This window comes from Pseudomonas sp. PSB11 (assembly GCF_014596605.1).
Taxonomy (GTDB): domain Bacteria; phylum Pseudomonadota; class Gammaproteobacteria; order Pseudomonadales; family Pseudomonadaceae; genus Aquipseudomonas; species Aquipseudomonas umsongensis.
In genome coordinates, this window is the sequence record NZ_NOIO01000017.1 from 1 (window position 1) to 26,038 (window position 26,038).

The 26,038-nt window shown below is 60.7% G+C and carries 23 protein-coding genes and 2 pseudogenes; 16 read left to right on the forward strand and 9 right to left on the reverse strand.

Annotated elements, in window-relative coordinates:
- Positions 1-190: 190 nt before the first annotated feature.
- Positions 191-1,711 carry an AhpA/YtjB family protein gene (locus CGA21_RS18965; RefSeq protein WP_110754018.1) on the reverse strand — a complete coding sequence of 507 codons (1,521 nt, stop codon included), beginning with the start codon at positions 1,709-1,711 and terminating at the stop codon, positions 191-193.
- A gap of 135 nt (positions 1,712-1,846) precedes the next feature.
- Here CGA21_RS18965 and serB point away from each other — a divergent pair, with 135 nt between their 5' ends.
- Positions 1,847-3,061: a phosphoserine phosphatase SerB gene (serB, locus tag CGA21_RS18970; RefSeq protein ID WP_034148725.1), complete on the forward strand. Its 1,215-nt coding sequence runs from the start codon at positions 1,847-1,849 to the stop codon at positions 3,059-3,061.
- 140 nt (positions 3,062-3,201) lie between these two features.
- Here serB and asd read toward each other — a convergent pair whose 3' ends face one another.
- The 3 genes from asd to CGA21_RS18985 are packed head-to-tail and all read right to left on the reverse strand — an operon-like array spanning position 3,202 to position 6,477.
- Positions 3,202-4,062 (reverse strand): archaetidylserine decarboxylase, encoded by an 861-nt coding sequence (asd, locus tag CGA21_RS18975; RefSeq protein ID WP_020798559.1) that lies wholly within the window; start codon positions 4,060-4,062, stop codon positions 3,202-3,204.
- Between the two features lie 18 nt (positions 4,063-4,080).
- Positions 4,081-4,896: a rhodanese-like domain-containing protein gene (locus CGA21_RS18980; RefSeq protein ID WP_110754016.1), complete on the reverse strand. Its 816-nt coding sequence runs from the start codon at positions 4,894-4,896 to the stop codon at positions 4,081-4,083.
- Between the two features lie 42 nt (positions 4,897-4,938).
- A complete protein-coding gene (locus CGA21_RS18985) occupies positions 4,939-6,477 on the reverse strand; it encodes an HDOD domain-containing protein (protein ID WP_110754014.1) in 1,539 nt (512 codons plus the stop codon).
- Between the two features lie 166 nt (positions 6,478-6,643).
- Between CGA21_RS18985 and motA the strand changes: the two genes are divergently transcribed.
- Complete coding sequence (motA, locus tag CGA21_RS18990; protein WP_008063575.1) at positions 6,644-7,495, forward strand: flagellar motor stator protein MotA; 852 nt, start codon at positions 6,644-6,646, stop codon at positions 7,493-7,495.
- A gap of 3 nt (positions 7,496-7,498) precedes the next feature.
- Positions 7,499-8,515 (forward strand): flagellar motor protein MotB, encoded by a 1,017-nt coding sequence (gene motB / locus CGA21_RS18995; RefSeq protein WP_110754011.1) that lies wholly within the window; start codon positions 7,499-7,501, stop codon positions 8,513-8,515.
- Positions 8,516-8,644: 129 nt separating this feature from the next.
- On the opposite strand, the pseudogene CGA21_RS30255 reads toward motB, so the two are convergent.
- The 4 genes and pseudogenes from CGA21_RS30255 to rsgA form a co-directional block, all read right to left on the reverse strand.
- A pseudogene (locus tag CGA21_RS30255) lies at positions 8,645-8,875 on the reverse strand (molecular chaperone Tir); the annotation flags it as partial.
- Positions 8,874-9,050: pseudogene (locus CGA21_RS19000) on the reverse strand (caspase family protein); the annotation flags it as partial. The pseudogenes CGA21_RS30255 and CGA21_RS19000, both read right to left, overlap by 2 nt.
- Positions 9,051-9,052: 2 nt before the next feature.
- Complete coding sequence (locus CGA21_RS19005) at positions 9,053-9,220, reverse strand: hypothetical protein (protein ID WP_188264795.1); 168 nt, start codon at positions 9,218-9,220, stop codon at positions 9,053-9,055.
- 199 nt (positions 9,221-9,419) lie between these two features.
- Positions 9,420-10,451 carry a small ribosomal subunit biogenesis GTPase RsgA gene (rsgA, locus tag CGA21_RS19010; RefSeq protein WP_033043516.1) on the reverse strand — a complete coding sequence of 344 codons (1,032 nt, stop codon included), beginning with the start codon at positions 10,449-10,451 and terminating at the stop codon, positions 9,420-9,422.
- 107 nt (positions 10,452-10,558) lie between these two features.
- Between rsgA and orn the strand changes: the two genes are divergently transcribed.
- Entirely contained in the window at positions 10,559-11,101 is a 543-nt protein-coding gene (gene orn / locus CGA21_RS19015; protein ID WP_110754007.1) for an oligoribonuclease, read from the forward strand.
- A gap of 104 nt (positions 11,102-11,205) precedes the next feature.
- A complete protein-coding gene (locus tag CGA21_RS19020; RefSeq protein WP_008064122.1) occupies positions 11,206-11,817 on the forward strand; it encodes a trimeric intracellular cation channel family protein in 612 nt (203 codons plus the stop codon).
- 88 nt (positions 11,818-11,905) lie between these two features.
- Here CGA21_RS19020 and queG read toward each other — a convergent pair whose 3' ends face one another.
- Positions 11,906-12,970 (reverse strand): tRNA epoxyqueuosine(34) reductase QueG, encoded by a 1,065-nt coding sequence (gene queG, locus CGA21_RS19025; protein ID WP_188264796.1) that lies wholly within the window; start codon positions 12,968-12,970, stop codon positions 11,906-11,908.
- Between the two features lie 63 nt (positions 12,971-13,033).
- Here queG and CGA21_RS19030 point away from each other — a divergent pair, with 63 nt between their 5' ends.
- The 11 genes from CGA21_RS19030 (at position 13,034) to CGA21_RS19080 (ending at position 25,955) form a co-directional block, all read left to right on the forward strand.
- A complete protein-coding gene (locus tag CGA21_RS19030; protein WP_188264797.1) occupies positions 13,034-14,533 on the forward strand; it encodes an NAD(P)H-hydrate dehydratase in 1,500 nt (499 codons plus the stop codon).
- Complete coding sequence (tsaE, locus tag CGA21_RS19035) at positions 14,521-14,991, forward strand: tRNA (adenosine(37)-N6)-threonylcarbamoyltransferase complex ATPase subunit type 1 TsaE (RefSeq protein WP_033040627.1); 471 nt, start codon at positions 14,521-14,523, stop codon at positions 14,989-14,991. The genes CGA21_RS19030 and tsaE overlap by 13 nt, the downstream gene beginning before the upstream one ends.
- Positions 14,992-15,042: 51 nt before the next feature.
- Positions 15,043-16,428 (forward strand): N-acetylmuramoyl-L-alanine amidase, encoded by a 1,386-nt coding sequence (locus CGA21_RS19040; RefSeq protein WP_411157079.1) that lies wholly within the window; start codon positions 15,043-15,045, stop codon positions 16,426-16,428.
- Positions 16,425-18,335, forward strand: a complete 1,911-nt coding sequence (mutL, locus tag CGA21_RS19045) for a DNA mismatch repair endonuclease MutL (RefSeq protein ID WP_223194187.1) — start codon at positions 16,425-16,427, stop codon at positions 18,333-18,335. Before CGA21_RS19040 ends, mutL begins: the two co-directional genes overlap by 4 nt.
- On the forward strand, positions 18,335-19,306 hold the full coding sequence (gene miaA / locus CGA21_RS19050; protein WP_188264799.1) for a tRNA (adenosine(37)-N6)-dimethylallyltransferase MiaA: 972 nt from the start codon (positions 18,335-18,337) through the stop codon (positions 19,304-19,306). Before mutL ends, miaA begins: the two co-directional genes overlap by 1 nt.
- Positions 19,307-19,399: 93 nt before the next feature.
- Positions 19,400-19,660 carry an RNA chaperone Hfq gene (hfq, locus tag CGA21_RS19055; RefSeq protein ID WP_007902656.1) on the forward strand — a complete coding sequence of 87 codons (261 nt, stop codon included), beginning with the start codon at positions 19,400-19,402 and terminating at the stop codon, positions 19,658-19,660.
- 12 nt (positions 19,661-19,672) lie between these two features.
- Positions 19,673-20,974, forward strand: a complete 1,302-nt coding sequence (gene hflX, locus CGA21_RS19060; protein WP_110753989.1) for a ribosome rescue GTPase HflX — start codon at positions 19,673-19,675, stop codon at positions 20,972-20,974.
- A gap of 96 nt (positions 20,975-21,070) precedes the next feature.
- Complete coding sequence (hflK, locus tag CGA21_RS19065) at positions 21,071-22,243, forward strand: FtsH protease activity modulator HflK (protein WP_020797708.1); 1,173 nt, start codon at positions 21,071-21,073, stop codon at positions 22,241-22,243.
- Positions 22,243-23,112: a protease modulator HflC gene (gene hflC / locus CGA21_RS19070; RefSeq protein WP_090465431.1), complete on the forward strand. Its 870-nt coding sequence runs from the start codon at positions 22,243-22,245 to the stop codon at positions 23,110-23,112. Before hflK ends, hflC begins: the two co-directional genes overlap by 1 nt.
- A 311-nt stretch (positions 23,113-23,423) precedes the next feature.
- Positions 23,424-24,611, forward strand: coding sequence for an ATP phosphoribosyltransferase regulatory subunit (locus CGA21_RS19075; protein ID WP_110753987.1), 1,188 nt, complete (start codon positions 23,424-23,426; stop codon positions 24,609-24,611).
- Positions 24,612-24,665: 54 nt separating this feature from the next.
- Positions 24,666-25,955: an adenylosuccinate synthase gene (locus tag CGA21_RS19080; protein WP_110753985.1), complete on the forward strand. Its 1,290-nt coding sequence runs from the start codon at positions 24,666-24,668 to the stop codon at positions 25,953-25,955.
- Positions 25,956-26,038 lie beyond the last annotated feature (83 nt).

The window sequence follows — 26,038 nt, forward strand, 5'->3', positions numbered from 1 at the left end:
TCGACTTGATCGACGACCGACAATTTAAAAGTCAGTGTGTAATCTCGTTGACTGCGTTTTGTGCCCGTATCCATTGCACCTTCCTGATAAGAAGCCAGAAGGTGTAAACCTTATTCAGGACGAAGCACAGGCAACAAAAAAGCCCGCAGACGATCACTCGTCTGCGGGCTTCTTTACAGCGGGGCTAAGGCTACGCCCGGCGTTCGTGCATCCGCGCCAGCTGTCGCTCCAGCATCGACGGATAAGGCTCCATCAACCTCTCTACGCAGCAGGCGCCTTCAGGGCTGGCAATCGGGCGAATCCGTGCGCGCTGGCGGATCAGGGCGTCGTCATTGATCTTGCGTTCCACCAGCAGCAGGTTGCGGCTGTGCTGCGACAGGGCCAGGGCATCCTGCGCGGCGTCGGTCAGCAACAGGTCGATCTGGCTCAGGCCAAACAGTTCGTCGCCCAGGGTCAAGCCAAGCTGCAATTGCAAGGTGATGCCGCTGTCGGCGACTTCGATCTGCAGTTGATGGCCAAGCGCCCGCAGCAGCTCGCCGCAGCAGATGGCGTTGGTCAGGTAATCGTCGCCGCTGTCTTCGTTGTGGAACAGCATCAGCGTGCTGCCATCGTTCAGGGTATGCAGTTCACTCTGGTAGAGCGAAGCAGCCTGGTCGAGGCAGTCGCGATAGCGTTTGAGCAGCTCTTCCAAGCGTGTCCGGGGCAGGCGTCGCAGTTGTTCCTGTGAGCCCAACTGTACGGCCAGAACGGCGCTGTGCTGCGGCACGCTGGAGGCCACGGGCTTGCCCACCGGTTTGGCGGTGCTCACTGGCGCATCATCGAGCAGATCGGCGAACGCATCGTCGTCATCATCTTCAACGGTGCTGACGACACGTCGTGGCGCGGCCTTCATCGCGGCCATAGGGCGGCTTTCATCGAAGCTCGGATCGCGCAGGTTACGCACTTCGAAGCCCGGTTCGGCATCGTCGTCCTCGGTATCGTCGAATTCAGGTTCCGGCACGGGCTCCGGTTCAGTCGGCTCCGGTGCGAACTCGGCATGCAGCTGGCGCGCCAGGTCGCCGATCTCGTCATTACGCTCGGTGGCCGGGGTGTATTCGTCGATGTTGCGCAACCACACCCGCAATTGCAGCAGCGGCGTAGAGAGATATCGCCCCATGCGCAGGCTCAATGCCAGGGACAGGGCCAGCAGGATCGCGCTCAAAATCCCCATGCTTTGCAGGCTGATGGTCATCGGCTGCTGGAACTGATCCATGTCCAGGCTGATGCGCAGCTGACCGGCGGTCACGTCCTGGAAAGTGATCTTGCTCTGATAGATGCCTTCGGCCTCGCCCAGCAGGCCATGCTTGGGACGCTGGCCGGCCTCGGCAAGGATGCGGTTATCCATGCTGTAGATGGCGGCGTGGGCCACCAGCTTGTTCTTGGTCAGGTTGTTGAGCAGGACATTGAGGCTGAGGATGTCGTTGGACACCAACAGCTCGGTGGCGGAAGTGGCCGTCTGCATGGTGAGGCTTTCACCCAACGCATCCGCCTGCTCGTGCATGGCCTGCTTGAACTGCAAACCCATCACGCAGGCATAGATCACCAGGGCCAGAGCGACCAGGATCACGTTATGGCTGGCAATGCGCAATGCAATCGGTACACGGCGGTGGCGCAGTGCACGGAAGATCAGCAGAAAGAAGTTATCGGTTTTTACTGGCGTGGGCCGGTTCACTTGAGCTCGGCTCTTTTGTCCGTGAAGTTGACGCGCAGTATAGCGACAGGCCCTAGGCCGTCAAAGCGCTCACGGTGCCCGATGGTCACTGAATGTGGGTAGAATGCGGTTTTTTTCCACTTGCGGGGGTGCGCCTTGCGCGAAATCGTCCTGATAAACATCACGGGAGTCGACCGTCCGGGTCTGACTGCGGCCATTACCGGCGTTCTGGCCCAGGGTGGTGTGAACATTCTCGACATCGGTCAGGCGGTGATCCACGACACCCTGTCGTTCGGCATCCTGGTTGAAATTCCTGATACCGAACAAGGCAAGTCGGTGCTCAAGGACATCCTGTTCAAGGGCTATGAGCTGGATCAACAGGTACGTTTCACGCCGGTGTCCGAAGAGGATTATCAGCAGTGGGTCGGCAACCAGGGCAAAAAACGCCATATCGTGACCCTGCTGACGCGCAAGGTCACCGCCGGGCAATTGCAAGCCGTAAGCTCGATCACCGCCAAGTATGGCTTGAACATCGACCACATCGATCGCCTGTCCGGGCGCATGCCTTTGGATACCCCGGCGGATAAAGGCAAGGGTTGCATCGAATTCTCCGTTCGCGGTGAAGCAGCTGATCCGCAGGCACTGCGGGCCGAATTCCTCAGTGTCGCCCAGGAATTGAACGTCGACATCGCCTTCCAGGAAGACTCGCTGTTCCGTCGTAACCGCCGTCTGGCGGTATTCGACATGGACTCGACCCTGATCGAGGCCGAAGTCATCGATGAGCTGGCCAAGGCGGCCGGTGTGGGCGACAAGGTTTCGGAAATTACCGAGCGGGCGATGGCCGGTGAGCTGGACTTCCGCGCCAGCTTCAAAGAGCGCCTGGCGTTGCTCAAAGGACTGGATGTGGGCGTGCTGGACTCGATCGGCGCCTCGCTGCGCCTGACCGAAGGCGCTGAAACCCTGTTCGCCGAGCTCAAGCGCCTGGGTTACAAGACCGCCATTCTGTCGGGCGGCTTCACCTATTTCGCCAAGCAATTGCAGGCCAAGCTGGGCATCGACTACGTGTTTGCCAACGAGCTGGAAGTGGTCGACGGCAAGGTGACTGGCGTGGCGATCGAGCCGATTGTCGATGCACAACGCAAGGCCGATCTGCTCAAGGAGCTGGCACATAAGGAAGGCTTGCGCCTGGAGCAGACCATTGCGGTCGGCGACGGTGCCAATGACTTGCCGATGCTGGCGATTGCCGGGTTGGGCGTTGCGTTCCGCGCCAAACCGTTGGTCAAGCAGTCGGCCAAGCAGGCGATTTCCACCCTGGGGCTGGATGGCGTGCTGTACCTGCTGGGCTTCCGCGACCGCGACGGCCAGCTGTAACACCGCAAAACCCGGTGTGGAAGCCGGGTTACTGTGGGAGCGGGCTTGCTCGCGAAAGCGGTGTGTCAGTCAGCAAATATGCCGATTGACAGATGGCATTCGCGAGCAAGCCCGCTCCCACATTTGGAGTCTTGTACAGGTCAGGCTTTCGGTAAGCCCATGCCCTGACCCATCCGCACCGGCGAACCCGCTACCAGTTCTTCAGCCCATTTCACCTGATCCGGCCCGAACAGCACGACAGCGGTCGAACCCAGTTTGAAACGACCCAGCTCCGCACCTTTTTCCAGGTGGATCGGCGCGCGTGCGGCTTCGTCGTAGCGGAAGGTTTTCAGCTCGCGTTTCGGTGGCGTAACCAGCCCGGCCCACACGGTTTCGATCGATGCCACGATCATCGCACCCACCAGCACCACGGCCATTGGCCCACGCTCGGTGTCGAAAATGCACGCCACGCGCTCGTTGCGGGCAAACAATTCAGGAACGTTTTCAGCGGTGGTCTGGTTGACCGAGAACAGGCGGCCCGGGATGTAGACCATCTCGCGCAGGGTGCCGGCCAGTGGCATGTGCACACGGTGGTAATCCTTGGGCGACAGATAAATAGTCGCGAAATCACCGCCCATGAACGGCGCAGCATTCGCCGCATCGCCACCCAAGAGTTCCAGCACGCTGAAGCTGTGGCCCTTGGCCTGGAAGACACGGCCGTGCTCAATCGGGCCGAGCTGGCTGACGGCGCCGTCCGCCGGGCTGAGGATCGCGCCCGGTGTCTCGTCCAGTGGGCGCGCGCCGTCTTTCAAGGCACGGGTGAAGAAAGCGTTGAAGTGCTCGTAGGCGGTCAGGTCTTCGACCAGTGCCTCGGACATGTTCACCTGGTAGCGCTTGGCGAACCACGCGGTGAACGCATTCTTGAACCAGCGCACGCGGCATTCGGCGATGCAGCCGGCCAATCGCGAGAGCAGGTTGTGGGGCAGCAGGTATTGGCTGACGATAAACAGACGCTTGTTCATTAACTGTCCTTAAAAACCTTAAATCTCTACGGGCGTGTCGGGATGGTTACCCCATTCGCCCCAGGAGCCGGCGTAGCCCTTGACCCGCGGATAACCGAGAGCCTTGGCCACCAGATAGGTGAAGCCAGACCGATGGTGAGTCTGGCAGTGGGTAATCACTTCTTTATCAGGGGTAATGCCGAGCTGTTCGAGGATCTGTGGCATGTCGGTACGGATGCGCAGGTTACGCGCCTTGTCCATGCCCGCGGTCCATTCGAAATTCACGGCGCCTGGGATGTGTCCGCCCTTGGCCGCCAGGACTTTCTCGCCGGAATATTCCAGCGGCCCGCGCGCATCCCAGATCGCCAGGTCGGCAGCGCCGAGACGGCTTTGCAGGTATTCGCGGGTTGCCGTGGGCTCATCGCGCAGGGTTAGCGCAACCGGGCCGCCAGCGGGTGGCGGGATCTGGATTGACATGGGCATGCCTTCTGCCAGCCAGGCCGTCAGGCCGCCGTCGACATAGTGATACTTGCTGTGGCCAATGACGTCCAGGAGCCAGATAAAGCGACCGGCCCAGCCGCCGCCTTCGTCGTCATAAACGACATAGACGGCATCGGGGTTGTGCCCCAGCTCTCCAAACAACGTTTCGAGTGCTGCCTGCGGTGGCATCAGTCCCGGGGCGGGCGCCTGCCCCAGTTGCGTGCGCTTAGGATCGACAAAGCGCGCGCCGGGAATGTGCCCTTCGGCGTAGCGGGCAGGACTGGTCAAGTCCACCAGGATCAGTTCGCGGGCGTCGAGGCGAGGGAGCAAGTCGCTCGGCTCGATCACCAGCGGCAAGCCAGAGAAGTCAGACATGTGAGGTCTCCAGAGCACAAAAGGGGGGATTGTAGCGCAGCCTTATTTGCCGCGCTGGCTAAAGCTGTGCAGCGCTTTTTCAATGCATTGTGCGGTTTTGCCGAAGGCTTGCAGGGTGATGTCCGAGAATGGCCCGCCACCCTGGTCTGCCACGACGATCATGATTACCCGGCCATTGTTGAGCAGCGATCGCAGCAACAGGTGTTCGCCGCTGAACTGGCTGCGCAGGCTGTTGGGCAGTAACGCGCAAAACTGCGCGTTGTTGAGCGGCGTGAGGCGAACCTGAGCCTGTTGCGCGAGCAAGCGTTGCAGCACGGCGCTTTGATTGACGACAAAGTTCAGGCCAGCGGCTTCGTCAGGCAGCCCGGCCGTCTGGTGCACACGCAGCTGGGTATGGGTACGGTCGGCCATCAGGATCATCACCCTGCGCATGCCGCAGGCAACCAGTGCGTCGCGGGCAGAGGTGGTCAGGTGGATGGCGTTGGTGAAGCGACTTGGCTCGACCAGCAACTCAGCGCATTGTTTGCGCCACTTCGCCAGGTCTTCGGCGGTGGGTGCCGGGGCTGGCTGCAAACTGGCATGCACAGGGCTCGTGCCCCATGGCCAGATCAGCGCGACAGCGGGATGCCAGAGGTCGGGCATGGCGTGATAACGCGCGCTGTTGGCGGCTTGCTGGTGCAGTTGTTGTTGCACCTCGCTCATCGGTATTTGCAAGTAGAGGCTGGTCAGGTACTGCCAGCGCTCACTGTGCGGACTGTCCCAGGCATGGTGCGCCGAGAGCGCCAGCCCGTTGGCTAAAAGTACCGTGTTGGCCGGTTGATTGAGCCATCGGCGCAGGGTCGGGTCGTCATCCAGACGGTTCTGCTGGCGTAGCGGGTGCTCGCTGTCACGGGCAATGCGCAGAACTTTGACCAGCTCCCGTTGCTCAGTCAGCAACAGTCGATACCCCTGTTGAACCCAGATCGGCAGGTGCCACAGGTTCACCAGGGCCAGGCCGATCTCCAGCAGGCGAGCGCCAAACAGTTGCTTTTCGACGGTGCGCGCCGATTCGCCTTTATGAATGACCCGCAGCTCCCAGTCTTCGAGCAAGTGCGGATGCGTCAGCGCCATTGGCCACAGTGGTGACAGAAACAGCAGGCTGCCCCAATGGATGTCCTGCCACAGGCGCGCCAGGCGGCTGGCAAAAAAACCGTTGGCCTGTTGGCAGGCGTGCTGGCTGATCAATTGCAACTGGCGCAGGGCTTTGGGAATCTCGCCCTGGGGCATGGCGGGCAGTCGCGCAAGCAGCTCCTCGGTGCGTTTCAAGCCGAGGCGATTGATGGCAACCTCAAGGTTTTCCGCAGGCTCGGTCATGCCGCCATGGCTGTGTCGGTTGGCCTCGCGAATCACGCTCAGGGCCAGGGCCGGACTGTCCTGCATCAAGTCGGCGATCTTGCGCACAGAGCTGCGACTGTCGCGCAAGGCCCGGCAGACACGGTCGTGACTGTCCTGCGGAACTGGCAGGCGCACACCGTCGAGAAGTTTGACCCAGCCTTCGAGCGTGGTCGGGGTTGGCGTTGGGGCGTTCGTATTTTTAGCCATGTCTGGAGGCGATCATCGTCAACAATACCTGTGCCCGGAGGGGGTCAAATTAGCTTTTCGCCTGAACTGGCTATAGTCTGGCGCAGTTTTGCCGATAAGTAGAAGAAGAGATTTTTTAACTTCCGAATATGACCTTGAACCCGACTCAGTAAGTGCTCTCCTACCTATGGCTAAAATTATCGGCATCATCGTCGTATTCGCGAGCGTGCTCGGCGGATACGTGCTCTCCCATGGCAAGATTGCCGCCCTGATCCAGCCTTTCGAGGTCATGATCATCGGTGGTGCGGCCCTCGGTGCATTCCTGCAGGCCAACCCCGGTTACATGACCATGCACGTGCTCAAGAAATCCCTGAGCATGTTCGGTTCGCGTTTCAGCCATGCCTTCTATCTTGAAGTGCTGGGCCTGATCTACGAGATTCTCAACAAGAGCCGTCGCGAAGGCATGATGGCCATCGAAGCGGACATCGAAGATGCCGCGGCGAGCCCGATCTTCGCCAAGTACCCGACGGTCCTCAAGGATGAGCGCATGACCGCCTTCATCTGTGATTACCTGCGCATCATGTCTTCCGGCAACATGGCGCCCCACGAGCTGGAGGGCCTGTTCGACATGGAGCTCTACAGCCTCAAGGAGGACCTGGAGCACCCTTCCCATGCGGTGAACGGTATTGCCGACGCCATGCCCGGTTTCGGTATCGTCGCGGCGGTCCTGGGTATTGTGGTGACCATGGCCTCGCTGGGTGAGGGCGACCAGAAATCCATCGGCCTGCACGTTGGTGCGGCACTGGTCGGTACCTTCTTCGGTATTCTCGCGGCCTACGGTTTCTTCGGCCCGCTGGCGCATTCCCTGGCCCACGATGCCAAGGAAGAACTGAACGTCTACGAAGCTATCAAGGCCTCGCTGGTGGCTTCCGCTTCCGGCATGCCGCCGTCGCTGGCCGTGGAGTTCGGGCGCAAGGTTCTGTATCCGGCGCACCGTCCAAGCTTCGCCGAGCTGGAACAAGCGGTTCGCGGTCGTTAAGCCATGGAGAACAATCAGCCAATAATCATCAAGCGCGTCAAGCGCATCGCCGGCGGGCATCACGGGGGCGCCTGGAAAATCGCCTTCGCCGACTTTGCCACAGCGATGATGGCGTTCTTCCTGGTGTTGTGGCTGTTGTCCACCGCCACCCCGGAACAGAAGATCGCCATTGCCGGTTACTTCAAGGACCCGATTGGCTTTTCCGAAAGTGGCACGCCCTACATCATCGATCTGGGCGGCACGCCGACCATGGCGCCGGAGAATACCCTCAACCCCGAGGTGAAGACCCAGCCGCAGCCGGACAAGGTGACGGTCGACGTTGAACAGGTCGAAGGCATGGCCGAGATGGTGGAGAAGGAGCGTCTGGAACTGCTGCTGCAAGAGCTGCAGAACAAGGTCGAAGAGAACCCGCAACTGCAGAAATTCAAAGACCAGATCCTGTTCGAGATCACCCCGGACGGTTTGCGTATCCAGATCGTGGACGCCGAGAACCGGCCGATGTTCGACTCAGGCTCAGCCCGCCTGAAACCCTATTTCGAAGACATCCTGCTGGCCATGGCCGATACCATCAAGGCCGTGCCGAACAAGATCAGCATCAGCGGCCATACCGACGCCAAGCCGTACAGCGGCACCGGTGAATTCGGTAACTGGGAGCTTTCGGCCAACCGTGCCAACGCGGCGCGCCGGGCCCTGGTGGCGGGCAGTTATCCCGAGTCGCAGATAGCGCGCGTGGTCGGTTACGCCTCGTCAGCCCTGTTCGATCGCGAGCATCCGTTCAATCCGGTGAACCGTCGAATCGACATTGTTGTGCTGACCAAGAAGGCACAGCGTGCCATCGAAGGTTCGCAAGGTGCCGAGCCTGCTCAGGACGCGCCGCAAGGTTCTGCCGCTCCGGCTGTACCGGTCGATCCGAACGCATTGCCGGCAGACAAGGAGCCGCTGCCGGCCCACGAACTGCGTGAGCGCTTGAACCTGTTCGATGACCCGGCGCCGAAGCCGGGTGAGCCGGCCAAGCAGTGACCTGACACTGGCCGTAGGAGCCGGCTTGCTGGCGATGGTCGTTAACGATAACGCGTGCTGCCTGGATGCACTCGGCGCATTTGAGTCTATCGCCAGCAAGCCGGCTCCTACAGGGGTTGGGTGAGAAAATCAGAAACCGCGAATGATTCTGGACTTCAAGTCAGTGTGGAATCGATCGGCGTTAGTCCTGTTGGCGCTACGCACCGACTCGCTGCCCGTCACCGATTCCAATGACATCGAGCGCTTGACCGTCAACTCGTTGCGGTAAGCATCAATAAAGAACTCGATATCCCTTTCGCTGCTCAGCTTCGGCCATTTGTCCAGGTACAGCGGCAGCTCTGTCGGGCCGGTCTTGAACGAGTTTTTCCCGACTCAAGTAGTCCTCGGCGGAGGTCAGCACGATGTTCTTGAAGTTCGGGTCGCCATTGGCGTCGGTCTTCAGCACCGAGGCCATGGCCATGGCGTCATTGCTGCAGCCCCTCAGGCTCGACACATGGGTGTAGTCGTTGATGCCGATAAACAGTCCTTTGCGCATGGTTACACCGCCGTGTGCTGGCGAATAGCGGTGACGATGCTATCGGTGTTCCACACACATTCGGCCTGTGCCGCGTCACGTACCCGCGTGTCAATGTGCTCGATAGCCAATGGCTTGAGCGAAATGATCATCTTGCCCGAATGACGGATGAACAAATGGTAGGTCTGCATGGGTATCCCTCAGTGTCGCAGGAGTGCGAAGAGGGTTTGAACCTAGGCGATTGTCGGGCGGCCACAAGGGACCGGCGCAAAAAGAGAAATGTCCTACAAGCAAGCGTGCGTAGGCCTTACAGAAAAGTCTGATGTTTAAATGGAGGGGGAAACGCAGACTCCAACCACCCCGCTGAAACAGGGTGGTCGGCACGTCTGTTTAGTAGCCGTTTTCCGGCAGGCTGGCGATGATCGAGCGGTAGCTGTTCATCCGTTGCTGTTGCACGCGGCCGTCTTCCAGTGCCTTGAGCAGGGCGCAACCGGGTTCGCGGTCGTGCTTGCAGTCACGGAAGCGGCAGGTGCCGAGCAGGTCGTTGAACTCGATGAAGCCGGCTTCGACGTCGGCACGGCTGACGTGGCCCAGGCCGAATTCACGGATGCCGGGGGAGTCGATCAACTCGCCGCCACCGGGGAAGTGGAACAGGCGCGCGGTCGTTGTAGTGTGGGTGCCCTGGCCGGACAACTCGGACAACGGGCCGACGCGGGTTTCGACTTCCGGCAGCAGGCTGTTGACCAGCGACGACTTACCGACGCCGGACTGGCCGACGAACACGCTGATGCGCCCGTCCAATTGCTTCTGCAGCTGTTCCATGCCGTCGCCGTGGTGAGCCGACACTTCCAGCACCGGGTAACCCAGGGTGCGGTAGACCGCGAGCAGGGCATTCAGCGCCGGGGCGTTGTGCTCGTCGATCAGGTCGAACTTGTTCAGCAGCAGCAGCGGCTTGATGCCTGCGTGTTCGGCGGCTACGAGGTAGCGGTCGATCAGGTTGGCATGGGGCTCAGGCAGCGGCGCGAACACGATGACGATCATGTCGACGTTCGCTGCAACAGGTTTGAGCTGACCACGGCTGTCCGGGCGGCAGAGTTCGGTATTGCGTGGCAATTGCGCGACGATGACGCCGATGCCCTGGTTGCCGGCACGCCAGACCACCTGGTCGCCGGTCACCAGTGCGGGCAGGTTCGCGCGCAAGTGGCAACGGAACACCTGGCCGGCCAGCGCGCCATCGCGGGCTTCAACTTCGACCTGCACCCCGAAGTGAGCGATCACCAGGCCGTGCTGTTCCGGGCCTAGATCGCCGCCCTCAAGTGCCTCGACAGCCGAGGACTCGCGTTTGGCGGCGCGGGCAGCGCGTTCGCCCTGAATCTTTTCGATGCGCCAGTTTTGACGACGATTGAGTTGGCGTTTGGCCATGGGTGTTCCGTAGTAATAATGCAGCGATTAGGTAAAACGGCCGCGAGTTTAGCACGCCCGGCCACCGGCCTAGGCTAAACTGCGCAGCATTGCCTAGGAGCCGACACATGCAAAACCCGCAGAACCTGATCTGGATCGACCTGGAGATGACCGGTCTGAACCCGGATACCGATGTCATCATCGAAATGGCCACCATCGTCACTGACAGCGACCTGAACACTTTGGCCGAGGGTCCGGTGATCGCGATCCACCACAGTGACGAAGTTCTCGCCGGCATGGACGAGTGGAACACCCGTCAACATGGCGGCTCGGGCCTGACCCAGCGCGTTCGCGACAGCCGCATCAGCATGGCTGAAGCTGAGGCGCAAACCATCGCCTTCCTGGAGAAGTGGGTGCCCAAGGGCAAGTCGCCAATCTGTGGCAACAGCATCTGCCAGGATCGGCGCTTCCTCTATACGCACATGAAATCCCTGGAAAGCTATTTCCACTACCGCAACCTCGACGTTTCGACCCTCAAGGAGCTTGCCGCTCGCTGGGCGCCGGACGTGCGTGATAGCTTCAAAAAGGGTAGCACCCACCTGGCGCTGGACGATATCCGCGAGTCAATCGCTGAGCTGCAGCATTACCGCCAGCATTTCATCAAGGTTTGATCAGGTTGAGGGGTAACGCCACAGGTTTGTGATGTGTGTACCGCCCTCTTTTGGTGCTCGGGCGAAGTGCGTAGACTGCGCGCCTTTTCGCAAGGACTGCCACCATGTTGCTGATGCTTTACCTGATCGCCATCACCGCCGAAGCCATGACCGGTGCGCTGTCTGCCGGTCGCCGCGGCATGGACTGGTTCGGCGTGGTGCTGATCGCGTGCGTCACGGCGCTGGGCGGTGGTTCGGTGCGCGATGTGCTGCTAGGCCACTATCCGCTGACCTGGGTCAAACACCCGGAATACCTGGTGCTGACCACCATTGCAGCGATGATCACGGTGTTCACCGCACGCTGGATGCGCCATCTGCGCTCGTTGTTCCTGGTGCTGGACGCCGTCGGCCTGGTGGCTTTCACGCTGATTGGCTGCATGACCGCCCTGGAAATGGGGCATGGCATGTTGGTTGCCTCGGTCAGCGGTGTGATCACCGGGGTTTTCGGTGGCATCCTGCGGGACATCTTTTGCAACGACATTCCGCTGATCTTTCGGCGAGAGTTGTACGCCAGTGTTTCCTTCGCAGCGGCGTGGTGCTACATGCTCTGCCTGTACCTGAATTTGCCTGGAGAGCAGGCGATCCTGATCACGCTGTTCGGCGGCTTCCTGCTACGCCTGCTGGCGATCCGCTTCCATTGGGAAATGCCCAAGTTCGTCTACAACGACGAAGCGTAACGCTGCGATCCCCTGTAGGAGCTGCCGCAGGCTGCGATCTTTTGACCTTAAAAAATCAAGGTCAAAAGATCGCAGCCTGCGGCAGCTCCTACACAAGACCGTGTTGTTTCAGGGCCCACTCGACGTGTTCGCGGACCAGTTCGGATGGATGTTCGCGTCGCGCCTTCAACGCCTCCAGTACCGGAATCGTTGAAGGCGCATTGCCCAAGCCCACCGCCAGGTTACGCAGCCAGTTTTCGTAACCGGTCCGGCGCAAGGGCGAACCTTCGGTGCTGCTGAGGAATTTATCCTCATCCCACATGAACAGCTCGGCCAGTTCGGCGTTGTCCAGGTTGTGCCGTGGCTTGAAGTCGCTTTCGCCGGACGGACGGGCAAAGCGGTTCCACGGGCAGACGATCTGGCAGTCATCGCAACCGAACACCCGATTACCGATCAGCGGTCGCAGCTCTTCGGGGATGGCGCCCTTGAGTTCGATGGTCAAATAAGAAATACAGCGCCGGGCGTCCAGCACATAGGGGCCGACGAAGGCGTTGGTCGGGCAGATGTCGAGACAGGCGCTGCAGCGGCCGCAGTGTTCGCTGGCATGGGGTGGGTCCACGGGCAACGGCAGGTCGACGAACAGTTCGGCGAGGAAAAAATAACTGCCAGCCTTGCGATTCAAGACCAGGGTGTTTTTGCCGATCCAGCCCAGACCCGCTTTCTCTGCGATGGCTTTTTCCAGGACGGGAGCGCTGTCGACAAACGCGCGATAACCAAACGGGCCAATTTCGGCCTGGATTTTTTCCGCCAGTTGTTGCACGCGTTTGCGGATCAACTTGTGGTAATCGCGGCCCAAGGCGTAACGCGAGACGTAGGCTTTTTCCGGTTGGGCGAGCAATTGCGCCATTCTGGTATCGCCCGACAGGTAGTCCATGCGCAGCGATACCACGCGCAATGTGCCTGGTACCAGTTCTTCGGGGTGCGAGCGTTTGCTGCCGTGGGCGCCCATGTATTCCATTTCGCCGTGGTAGCCGGCTGCAAGCCAGCGTTCCAGGTGCTGCTCATGCTCGGCGAGGTCCAGGCCGCTGATGCCGACTTGTTGAAAGCCCAGCTCACGGCCCCAGTCCTTGATGGATTGGGCGAGGGCAGGCAGATCTGTGGTAATAGCGGGCATGAGGCGAGAGAAACCGGAGCTGAGGTGCGTATAATTCTGCCAGACATCGGAGCCCGTAGACGCATGCCGCACACTAAAGATGATTTACCCGACGCGCTGTACAGCGCCGCGCAGGTCCGGGGGCTCGATGCGAGCCTGATCGCGGCTGGCACACCGGGCTTCGAATTGATGCATCGCGCCGCACGAGCCACCTGGCGATCACTGGTCCGGCAGTGGCCGGCGGCGAATGAATTGACGGTGGTCGCCGGCCACGGCAATAACGCTGGCGACGGTTACCTGGTTGCCGTGCTGGCCAAGCGCGGCGGGTGGACGGTTCGGGTTCTGGCGGCGGGAGATCCCCGGCAGCTACGCGGTGATGCGGCTTCGGCGCATGCCGAAGCGGTGGTCGAAAACGTTGCGATTGAAGCGTGGAGCGCGCAATCGGTCTGTCGAGGCATCGTCCTGGACGCCTTGCTCGGTACCGGTCTGACCGGAGAGGTGCGCGAGCCGTACGCCAGTGTCATCGCCGCGATCAACGCCAGCCGCCTTCCGGTGGTGGCGGTGGATATCCCCTCCGGGCTATGCGCTGATACCGGGCGCATCCTCGGTTGTGCCGTGCGAGCCGATCTGACGGTGACCTTTATCGGCTTGAAGCTGGGGTTATTCACCGGCGACGCGGCAAATGTGGTGGGCGAGCGAGTGTTCAATGACCTGCACGCCGATCCGCGGCTGCTCGAGGGGGCGCCGATTACCGCCCGACGCCTGACAGCCGGCAACCTGCCGCGACTGGCGGCCCGCAGGGGCACTTCCCATAAGGGCCAGTTCGGCCACGTATTGCTGATCGGTGGCGATCGCGGGCTGGGCGGGGCAATCCTGTTGAGCGCGCAAAGTGCATTGCGCAGCGGCGCGGGCATGGTGTCGCTGGCGACCCGTCCCGAGCATGTGCCGGCTGCCCTGGCCCGGATCCCCGAGGCGTTGGCGCTGGGCGCTGCGTCGGCCAATCAGCTGATGGATTTGCTTCAAAAGGTGTCCGTACTGGTGGTCGGCCCTGGACTGGGGCAGGGTGCATGGGGGAGAAGCCTGTTATCGGCCGCCGCCAACGCACCCCTGCCGCAAGTCTGGGACGCCGATGCGCTGAACCTCCTGGCGGAAGGCCGGATGAGCTTGCCCAAGGGCTGCGTGATCACGCCGCATCCGGGAGAAGCCGCTCGGTTGCTGGGACTCAGCACTGCCCAGGTTCAGGCCGATCGCCCCGCGGCGGCCCATGCACTGAGCAAAAAATACTCAGCAGTGGTGGTGCTCAAGGGGGCCGGCAGTCTGATCGCCTGTCCTGACGGGCGCCTTGCCGTGTGTCATCAAGGCCATCCGGCAATGGCTGCCGCCGGTCTGGGCGACGTGCTGGCGGGTCTGGTCGGTGCGCTGCTGGCCCAGGGCATGGACGCGTTCGATGCGACTTGCCTGGCCGTCTGGCTACACGCCAATGCCGGTGAACGCCAAGGTAAATTCGGCCGTGGACTGGCGGCCAGTGATCTGATACCAGCCATTCGTCAGTTGTTGGAGGAGCAAGCACCGTGTCTGAAGTAACCCTGTACCTGGCCGATGAGCAGGCCATGAGCGACTTTGGCGCACGTATCGCCCGTATCACCGAGGGGCATGGCCTGATCTTCCTCGAAGGTAATCTGGGGATGGGGAAAACCACATTGTCCCGGGGTATCATTCGTGGTTTGGGGCATGTCGGGGCGGTCAAAAGCCCGACCTTCACCCTGGTCGAACCCTATGAGATCGGTGACATTCGTGCGTTCCATTTCGACTTGTATCGCCTGGTCGATCCGGAGGAGCTGGAATTTCTCGGCATCCGCGACTATTTCGAGGACGATGCGCTGTGCCTGATCGAATGGCCCGATAAAGGTGCAGGCTTTTTGCCAAAGCCCGACCTGACCATTACCATTAGCCCGCAAGACAGCGGGCGTTCGCTGAAAATTTTACCCAGGGGTTCGCGTGGCGAGGCCTGGTGTGCCGCTTTGGCATTGGAATCCAAATAGATGATGGGGTTAGGTATGCGCTTTCGCGCGTTGGTTGCTGCCGTAGGGGTGATGTTTCTGGCGGTGACCGTCGACGCTGTGGCCGAGACGAAGGTCAACAGTGTTCGCCTGTGGCGGGCTCCGGACAACACGCGGCTGGTGTTCGACCTGTCCGGTCCGGTGCAGCACAGCGTCTTTACGCTGACGGCCCCGGATCGCCTGGTCATCGACATCAATGGCGCGAGCCTCGGTGCGCCGTTGAACGTCAACTCGTCCAACACCCCGATCACCGCGATGCGCTCGGCACAACGTACGCCGACCGACTTGCGGGTGGTCATCGACCTGAAAAAGGCGGTGACGCCAAAAAGCTTCTCCCTGGCGCCCAACGCCCAGTATGGCAATCGCCTGGTGGTCGATCTGTTCGATAACCCGGCCGATGCCGCGCCAGCGCCAGCGCCAGTGCCGACGCCATCGGTGGCCACGGTGCCGGCCGTTCCGGTCACGCCATCCGAACCTTCGATCAAGCTGCCTCCCGCACCGGCCGGCAAGCGCGACATCGTTGTGGTAATCGATGCCGGTCACGGTGGTGAAGACCCGGGCGCCTCCGGCTCACGTGGTCAGCGCGAGAAAGACGTGGTGCTGCAGATCGCCCGTGAAACGCAGCGCCAGGTCAATGGCATGAAAGGCTTTCGCGCGGAGCTGACGCGCACCGGCGACTACTTCATTCCATTGCGTGGCCGTACGGAAATTGCCCGCAAGAAAGGCGCCGACCTGTTCGTCTCGATTCACGCCGACGCCGCGCCTTCTGCCGCGGCGTTCGGTGCCTCGGTGTTCGCCCTGTCCGATCGCGGTGCCACTTCGGAAACCGCGCGCTGGCTGGCCGACAGCGAAAACCGTTCCGACCTGATCGGGGGGGCCGGCAACGTCAGCCTCGACGACAAGGACCGCATGCTGGCTGGCGTATTGCTCGATCTGTCGATGACCGCGTCCCTGACCTCCAGCCTGAACGTTGGCCAGAAAGTGCTGAGCAACATCGGCCGGGTCACGCCCCTGCACAAGCAACGCGTCGAGCAGGCCGGGTTCATGGTGCTGAAGTCACCGGACATCCCGTCGATCCTGGTCGAAACCGGGTTTATCTCCAATGCCAACGAAGCCTCGAAGCTGGCTGCATCGAGCCACCAGCAGGCGCTGGCGCGCTCCATCAGCAGCGGCGTGCGCCAGTTCTTCCAGCAGAATCCGCCACCGGGCACTTACATTGCCTGGCTGCGTGATTCCGGAAAAATCGCCCAAGGCCCTCGTGACCATCGGGTAAACCCGGGCGAGACGCTGGCGATGATCGCGGTGCGCTATCAAGTGTCCCCGGCGACCCTGCGCAGCGCCAACAACCTGTCGAGCGATGAGCTCAAGATCGGCCAGCACCTGACCATCCCAGGCACTGAACTGGCGGCCAAGGAATGAACGAAGTCGTGAACAACAGCGCTCGCATCGAGCTGCTCAGCCCGCGGTTGGCGAACCAGATCGCCGCCGGCGAAGTGGTTGAGCGGCCGGCTTCGGTGATCAAGGAGCTGCTGGAAAACAGCCTCGACTCCGGCGCCAAGCGCATCGATGTCGACGTGGAGCAGGGTGGCGTCAAGTTACTGCGGGTGCGCGACGATGGCAGCGGCATTTCCGCCGATGACCTGCCGCTGGCCCTGGCGCGACACGCCACCAGCAAGATCCGCAACCTGGAAGATCTTGAACAGGTCATGAGCCTGGGCTTTCGCGGTGAGGCATTGGCATCGATCAGTTCGGTGGCGCGCCTGACCCTGACGTCGCGCACCCGCGATGCCGAGCAGGCCTGGCAAGTCGAGACCGAGGGCCGGGACATGGCGCCGCGGGTGCAGCCTGCGGCCCATCCGGTGGGTACCTCGGTCGAGGTGCGCGACCTGTTCTTCAATACTCCGGCACGCCGCAAGTTTCTCAAGACCGAAAAAACCGAATTCGATCACCTGCAGGAAGTCATCAGGCGCCTGGCCCTGGCGCGGTTCGACGTGGCCTTTCATCTGCGCCATAACGGCAAGACCATCCTCAGCCTGCACGAAGCCCGCGACGATGCGGCTCGCGCCCGGCGCGTGGCGGCCATCTGCGGACCCGGTTTCCTGGAGCAGGCGCTGCCGATCGAAATCGAACGCAATGGCCTGCATTTGTGGGGCTGGGTTGGGTTGCCAACTTTCAACCGCAGTCAGGCGGATCTGCAGTACTTCTTCGTCAATGGCCGTGCCGTGCGCGACAAGCTGGTGGCACACGCCGTGCGCCAGGCTTATCGCGACGTATTGTTCAACGGTCGGCATCCGACGTTCGTGCTGTTCTTCGAGGTCGACCCGACGGGCGTCGATGTCAACGTGCACCCCACCAAGCACGAAGTGCGCTTCCGTGAAGGGCGCATGGTTCACGATTTTCTCTATGGCACCCTGCACCGTGCCTTGGGCGATGTGCGGCCGGACGATCATCTGGCAGCACCGGTTGTGACAGCCACGGTGCGGCCTACGGGCCTCGAGGCCGGTGAGTTCGGCCCGCAGGGTGAGATGCGCCTGGCCGCCAATGCGCTGCTGGAACAACCTCAGGCACAGCCTTCGTTCAATGCACCAGCCGGTTCGGGTGCTGGGGCTGGATATCAGTATCAATACACCCCGCGTCCCCAGTCAGCTGTTCCGGTTGCAGAAGCACAGGCCGCCTATCGCGAGTTCTTCGCGCCGTTGCCCGAGGCCAATGCGGTAGCGCTGCCAGCTGGTCAGGACGACATCCCGCCGCTGGGCTACGCGCTGGCGCAGCTCAAAGGCATCTACATCCTTTCGGAAAACGCCCAGGGTCTGGTGCTGGTAGACATGCATGCCGCTCATGAGCGGATCATGTACGAACGCCTGAAAGTCGCCATGGCCAGCGAAGGCTTGAGCGGGCAACCGCTGCTGGTGCCGGAAACCCTGGCGCTCAGTCAGCGTGAAGCCGATTGCGCCGAAGAGCACGTCGCCTGGTTCCAGCGCCTGGGCTTCGAACTGCAACGCCTCGGCCCGGAAACCTTGGCTATCCGGCAGATCCCGGCCCTGCTCAAGCAGGCTGAGGCCAATCGACTGGTGGGTGACGTGTTGGCTGACTTGATGGAATATGGCACCAGCGACCGGATTCAGGCGCACCTCAACGAATTGCTCGGCACCATGGCCTGCCATGGCGCGGTCCGGGCCAATCGGCGCCTGGCCCTGCCGGAAATGAACGGTCTGCTGCGCGACATGGAAAACACCGAGCGCAGTGGTCAATGCAACCATGGCCGACCGACCTGGACCCAACTGGGCCTGGACGATCTGGACAAACTGTTCTTGCGCGGTCGTTGATGAGCCAGTTCCCTCCTGCGATTTTCCTGATGGGCCCGACCGCCGCCGGCAAGACCGACCTGGCCATCGAGCTCACCAAGGTGCTGCCGTGCGAGCTGATCAGTGTCGATTCGGCGCTGGTCTACCGCGGCATGGACATTGGCACCGCCAAGCCATCAAAAGAGCTTTTGGCTGAGTTTCCGCACCGTTTGATCGATATTCTCGACCCGGCGCAAGCGTATTCGGCGGCAGATTTCCGTCGCGATGCCCTGCAAGCCATGGACGAAATCACCGCGCGGGGTAACATTCCGCTGCTGGTCGGCGGCACAATGCTCTATTACAAGGCGTTGGTTGAAGGGCTTGCGGATATGCCGGCCGCCGACCCGGAGGTCCGCGCGCAGATCGAGGAAGAGGCTGCACGCCTTGGCTGGCAGGCGTTGCACGAGCAATTGGCGGTCATTGACCCGGTTTCCGCGGCACGTATTCATCCGAACGATCCGCAGCGTTTGAGTCGAGCGTTGGAAGTTTACCGTGTCAGCGGTCAGAGCATGACTGCGCTTCGCTTGCAACAATCTGCGCAAAGTACTGAAGCAGCCGCTTCGGGACGGCAACAATTGCCCTATACTGTCGCGAACTTGGCCATTGCTCCGGCGAATCGCCAGGTACTGCACGAGCGAATTAAACAAAGATTCACCTTAATGTTGGAACAGGGATTCATCGACGAGGTCCTAGCCCTGCGTAATAGAAGTGATCTGCATACAGGGTTGCCGTCTATACGTGCGGTGGGCTACCGCCAAGTCTGGGATTACCTGGATGGCAAGCTGACGTCAGCCGAGATGCAGGAGCGTGGCATCATTGCCACGCGCCAATTGGCGAAGCGCCAGTTCACCTGGCTTCGCAGTTGGGCTGATTTACACTGGCTGGACAGTCTCGATTGCGACAATCTGCCGCGCGCCTTGAAATACCTGGGGACCATCTCCATATTGAGCTGAGTCCTTGCAATTGCCGTCTATCCTTGGGGGTGGGGCGGCCAAAGCCATCTGATTACCTATTTTTTATATTGAATCCTTAAAGGAGTGCGGCACATGTCAAAAGGGCATTCGCTACAAGACCCTTACTTGAATACTTTACGTAAAGAGAAAGTTGGGGTGTCCATCTACCTGGTCAACGGGATTAAACTGCAAGGTACGATCGAGTCTTTCGACCAATTCGTTATCCTGCTGAAAAACACCGTCAGCCAAATGGTCTACAAACACGCTATCTCTACAGTAGTGCCGGTTCGTCCAATTCGTCTGCCTAGCGCAACCGAATCCGAAGCAGGTGATGCTGAGCCAGGTAACGCCTGATAGGAGTCTCCTTTGTTCTTTGAGCGCCACGGTGGTGGTGAACGGGCCATTCTCGTTCACTTGGATGGACAGGACCCTGAGGCGCGCGAAGATCCGCAGGAGTTTCAGGAGTTGGCAATTTCGGCTGGCGCCGAGACCGTCGCGTTTTTCAACGTGCCGCGTCATCGGCCATCCGCCAAATACCTGATTGGCAGTGGCAAGGTCGAAGAATTACGCGACCTGGTCAAAGCCGAGCAGGTAGATCTGGTGATTTTCAATCACACCCTCACGCCCAGTCAGGAACGTAACCTCGAACGCGCTTTCGAGTGTCGCGTGATCGACCGTACGGGTCTGATTCTCGATATCTTCGCCCAACGCGCCCGCACCCATGAAGGCAAGCTCCAGGTTGAACTGGCCCAGCTTGAATACATGAGTACGCGGCTGGTTCGCGGCTGGACTCACCTTGAGCGGCAGAAAGGTGGTATCGGCTTGCGCGGTCCGGGTGAAACCCAGCTGGAAACCGACCGGCGTCTGTTGCGGGTTCGCCTGCGGCAGATCAAGGGGCGCCTGGAAAAGGTCCGCAGCCAGCGCGAGCAGTCGCGTCGTGGCCGCAAACGGGCTGACATACCGACGGTTTCACTGGTGGGCTACACCAACGCCGGCAAGTCGACGTTGTTCAACTCGGTGACCGAATCCGAAGTTTTCGCCGCCGACCAACTCTTCGCCACCCTCGACCCGACCTTGCGCCGACTCGAACTCGATGACCTCGGGCCGATCGTGCTGGCCGACACCGTGGGTTTCATTCGTCACCTGCCGCACAAACTGGTCGAGGCATTTCGGGCTACGCTCGAAGAGTCGAGCAATTCCGACCTGCTGCTGCATGTGATCGACTCCCATGAGCCCGAGCGCATGGCCCAGATTGAACAGGTCATGGTGGTGCTTGGGGAGATCGGGGCTCAAGACTTGCCGATCCTGGAGGTCTATAACAAACTCGATTTGCTCGAGGGCGTGGAGCCGCAGATCCAGCGCGATGCCGATGGCAAGCCGCAGCGGGTCTGGTTGTCGGCCAAGGACGGTACAGGTCTGGACCTGCTCAGGCAGGCCGTGGCCGAACTGCTTGGGGATGATTTGTTTGTTGGCACCTTGCGCTTGCCCAACCGATTTGCTCGACTGCGTGCGCAGTTCTTCGAACTCGGGGCGGTACAGAAGGAAGAACATGACGACGAAGGCATCAGTTTGCTGGCCGTTCGTTTGCCACGCGCCGAGTTGAATCGGCTGGTGAGCCGCGAAGGTTTGCAACCGGTGGAATTCATCGAGCAACACACTTTGCAATAAAAGCCTGAGAAAGCGGTTGTGCCGTGGTGACAGGCATTCTGTAGCATTGGTCGGCGCGCCGTGGGTGCGTCTTTGCTTTATCAGATGGAGAGCGCTATGGCTTGGAATGAGCCGGGTGGCAACTCGAATAATCAGGATCCTTGGGGTGGCAAGCGTCGTAATAACGGCGACCGCAAGGGGCCGCCGGATCTCGACGAGGCCTTCCGAAAGCTGCAGGAAAGCCTGAATGGGTTGTTCGGTGGTGGCAAGAAACGCGGGGATGATGGTGGTGGTTCGGGCAAGAGCGGCGGCTTCGGCGGCCTGCTGGGCATCGGCCTGGTCGTATTGGCAGCCGTTTGGCTGTACAGCGCGGTCTATGTCGTCGACGAGCAGGAGCAAGCCGTGGTGCTGCGCTTCGGCAAGTACTACGAAACCGTCGGCCCCGGCCTGAATATCTACTTCCCGCCGATCGACAAGAAGTACATGGAAAACGTCACGCGTGAGCGGGCGTACACCAAGCAAGGTCAAATGCTGACTGAAGACGAAAACATCGTCGAAGTGCCGCTGACCGTGCAGTACAAGATCAGCAACCTGCAGGACTTCGTGCTGAGCGTCGATCAGCCGGAAATCAGCCTGCAGCACGCGACCGACAGCGCCCTGCGCCATGTGGTGGGTTCCACTGCGATGGACCAGGTGTTGACCGAAGGTCGTGAATTGATGGCCAGCGAGATCAAGGAGCGCCTGCAACGCTTCATGGATACCTATCGCACCGGTATCACCGTTACCCAGGTGAACGTACAGAGCGCAGCGGCACCGCGTGAAGTACAGGAAGCCTTCGATGACGTGATCCGCGCCCGTGAAGACGAGCAGCGTTCGCGCAACCAGGCTGAAACCTATGCCAACGGCGTCGTGCCGGAAGCTCGTGGTCAGGCCCAGCGCATCCTTGAAGATGCCAATGGCTACCGTGACGAAACCGTCTCGCGTGCCAAGGGTGAGGCCGATCGCTTCACCAAGCTGGTCGCCGAGTACCGCAAGGCACCTGAAGTCACCCGCCAGCGTCTGTACCTGGACACCATGCAGGAAGTCTTCAGTAATACCAGCAAGGTTCTCGTGACCGGCAACAAGAATGGCCAGAGCAACCTGCTGTACCTGCCGCTGGACAAAATGGTCGAAAGTGGTCGCAGCACCAGCACCCAGGTGACCGGCGCGGCAGCCACCAGCAATGAAGCGAATGCGCGTGCGGCAGCTGATCTGCAGCAACAGCAAGCACGTACCAGGGAGAGTCGCTGATGAGCAATAAATCGCTGATCGCCCTTATTGTCGGCGTCGTCGTGGCGATCGCTGCCTGGAACTGCTTCTACATCGTGGCTCAGACCGAGCGTGCGGTGTTGCTGCAGTTCGGTCGCGTGGTCCAGGCCGATGTTCAGCCAGGCCTGCATGTGAAAGTGCCTTACGTTAACCAGGTGCGTAAATTTGATGCTCGCCTGATGACGCTGGATGCACCGACGCAGCGCTTCCTGACGCTGGAAAAGAAGGCCGTGATGGTCGATGCCTACGCCAAGTGGCGAGTGAAGGACGCCGAGCGTTTCTACACCGCGACTTCCGGCCTGAAGCAGATTGCCGACGAGCGTCTGTCCCGTCGTCTCGAATCGGGCCTGCGTGACCAGTTCGGTAAGCGCACCCTGCACGAAGTGGTATCGGGTGAACGTGATGCGCTGATGGCGGATATCACCGCTTCGCTGAACAAGATGGCTGAAAAGGAACTGGGCATTGAAGTGGTCGACGTTCGCGTCAAGACCATCGACCTGCCCAAGGAAGTGAACCGCAGCGTGTTCGAGCGTATGAGCACCGAGCGTGAGCGTGAAGCTCGCGAGCATCGCGCCAAGGGTAACGAACTGGCTGAAGGCATCCGTGCCGACGCCGATCGTCAACGTCGCGTGCTGTTGGCTGAAGCCTATCGTGAATCCGAAGAGATTCGCGGTGACGGTGACGCCCAGGCCGCTTCGATCTACTCCAAGGCCTACGGTCAGGATCAGGAGTTCTACGCGTTCTACCGTAGCCTGCGTGCCTACCGTGAAAGCTTCGCGAACAAATCCGATGTCATGGTCCTGGACCCAAGCAGTGACTTCTTCCATTACCTGGAAAAAGCCAAGCCTTGATACAACGTTGACCTGATTCATCCCGCCGGGCGGCTAATACCTCTGGCGGGGTGATCCTTTGGGAAAACGTGTGTATGATGCGGCAGCCGGGAAATTCCCGGCTTTTTTGCGTCTGCATGTTTGAATGCTGTTTTGTGCAGGTGCCCGAGCTGAATGCTCGACAGGTTTTTCGAGGAAAGTGATTGGCGAAGCCGGTAACAGGCGTTTCGCTTCGTTGCTCCTGCGCCTGATTTATGAACATGGGCTGATCATTTTCTGCTTCACTCAAGGCTCGGCCGCAGGCTGGCCGCCCGGATACAGGGGAAGGCGTAATGGCAACGGTAGACCGCTGGCTATTGCCAGATGGCATCGAAGAAGTACTGCCACCGGAAGCGGCGCGTATTGAAGTAGCGCGTCGTCAGGTGTTGGATCTGTTCCAGAGCTGGGGTTACGAGTTTGTCGTGACTCCCCATATCGAGTACCTGGAGTCCCTGCTGACCGGCGCCGGCCAGGACCTGGATCTGCGTACCTTCAAGGTCATCGACCCGCAATCGGGCCGGCAGATGGGGTTCCGTGCCGACATCACGCCGCAAGTGGCGCGCATCGATGCGCATACCTTGCGCCGCGAAGGGCCAAGTCGCCTGTGCTACGCCGGTAGCGTGCTGCATGCCCAGCCACGTGCCTTGTCGTCCTCGCGCAGCCCGATCCAGTTGGGCGCCGAGTTGTATGGCGATGCCAGCCCGAGCAGCGACGTGGAAGTCATCAGCCTGATGCTCGCCATGCTGCAACTGGCCGATGTACCGGATGTCCACATGGACCTGGGGCATGTCGGTATCTACCGCGGCCTGGCTCGCGCCGCCGGTTTGTCCGGTGAAGTTGAACAGCAGTTGTTCGATGCGTTGCAACGTAAAGCCATCGATGAGGTCATTACCTTGACCGAAGGCTTGCCGGCTGACCTGTCGGGCATGCTGCGCGCTCTGGTCGACCTGTGTGGTGGCCGTGAAGTGCTGGCGGCTGCGCGTGAGCGTCTGGCCAAGGCCCCGGCTGCAGTGTTGGCGGCATTGGATGACTTGTTGGCAATCGCCGAGCGTTTGTCCGTGCGTTTCCCGCAGCTGCCACTGTACTTCGACCTGGGCGAGCTGCGCGGTTACCACTACCACACCGGTGTGGTGTTCGCCGTGTTCGTGCCGGGTGTGGGCCAGTCCATTGCCCAGGGCGGTCGTTACGACGACATCGGCGCTGACTTCGGTCGCGCTCGTCCGGCAACCGGCTTCTCTACCGATTTGAAAACCCTGGTGACCCTGGGGCGTGCTGAGATCCAGCTACCGTCTGGCGGTATCTGGATGCCTGACAGTACGGATGCGGCACTCTGGCAGCAGGTTTGCCAGTTGCGCAGTGAGGGTCAGCGTGTCGTCCAGGCGTTGCCTGGGCAACCTTTGGCCGCCGCCCGTGACGCGGACTGCGACCGGCAATTGATTCAGCAGAACGGGCTTTGGCAAGTATCGCCACTGGCTTCTTGAGTTTTCCTGCCGGCTGCCGCCGGCACCAAGTTTGCGCGAATGAGGACAAGTGTTATGGGTAAGAATGTCGTAGTCCTGGGCACCCAGTGGGGTGATGAGGGCAAAGGCAAGATCGTTGATCTGCTGACCGAACATGCTGCCGCCGTAGTGCGCTACCAGGGTGGCCACAACGCTGGTCACACCTTGGTGATCGACGGTGAAAAAACTGTATTGCACCTGATCCCTTCGGGCGTATTGCGCGAAGGCGTGCAGTGCCTGATCGGCAACGGCGTGGTGGTTGCACCTGACGCCCTGCTGCGCGAGATCACCAAGCTGGAAGAAAAAGGCGTACCGGTGCGCGAGCGCCTGCGTATCAGCCCGTCCTGCCCACTGATCCTGTCCTTCCACGTTGCGTTGGACCAGGCCCGTGAAAAGGCCCGTGGCGAGCTGAAGATCGGCACCACCGGTCGCGGCATCGGCCCGGCTTACGAAGACAAGGTTGCACGCCGTGGCCTGCGTGTGGGCGACCTGCTCAACATGCCGCGCTTTGAAGACAAATTGCGTGAACTGGTGGAATACCACAACTTCATGCTGGTGGGTTACTACAAAGAGCCGGCCATCGAGTTCGACAAGACCCTGGCCGAATGCAAAGAATACGCGGAGCTGCTCAAGCCGCTGATGCTGGACGTGACTGCCGAGTTGCACGACCTGCGTCGCGCTGGCAAAGACATCATGTTCGAAGGCGCCCAAGGCTCCCTGCTGGACATCGACCACGGTACCTACCCGTACGTGACCAGCTCTAATACCACCGCTGGCGGCGTAGCTACCGGTTCGGGTGTTGGCCCCATGTTCCTGGACTACATCCTGGGCATTACTAAGGCTTACACCACGCGCGTAGGTTCGGGTCCATTCCCGACTGAGCTGTTCGACGAAGTCGGTGCACATCTGGCCAAACAAGGTCACGAGTTCGGCGCGACTACCGGCCGTGCTCGTCGTTGTGGTTGGTTCGACGCTGTTATCCTGCGTCGCGCTATCGATGTGAACAGCATCTCGGGCATCTGCCTGACCAAGCTGGACGTGCTCGACGGCCTGGAAACCATCAACATCTGCGTCGGCTACAAAGATGCGCAAGGCAACGCCGTTGCCCCGACTGATGCTGACAGCTACGTGGGCCTGCAGCCTGTGTACGAAGAAGTGCCGGGCTGGACCGAGTCGACCGTGGGTGCCAAAACCCTGGAAGAGCTGCCAGCTAACGCCCGTGCTTACATCAAACGCGTCGAAGAGCTGATCGGCGCGCCGATCGACATTATTTCGACGGGTCCGGACCGCAACGAAACCATCGTTCTGCGCCATCCGTTCGCTTGATAAGCTGTTGATGTAAAACACAAAGGCCCCTCAATAGGGGCCTTTGTCGTATATGTCTGTAGGACGGCATGACCTTTGCTATT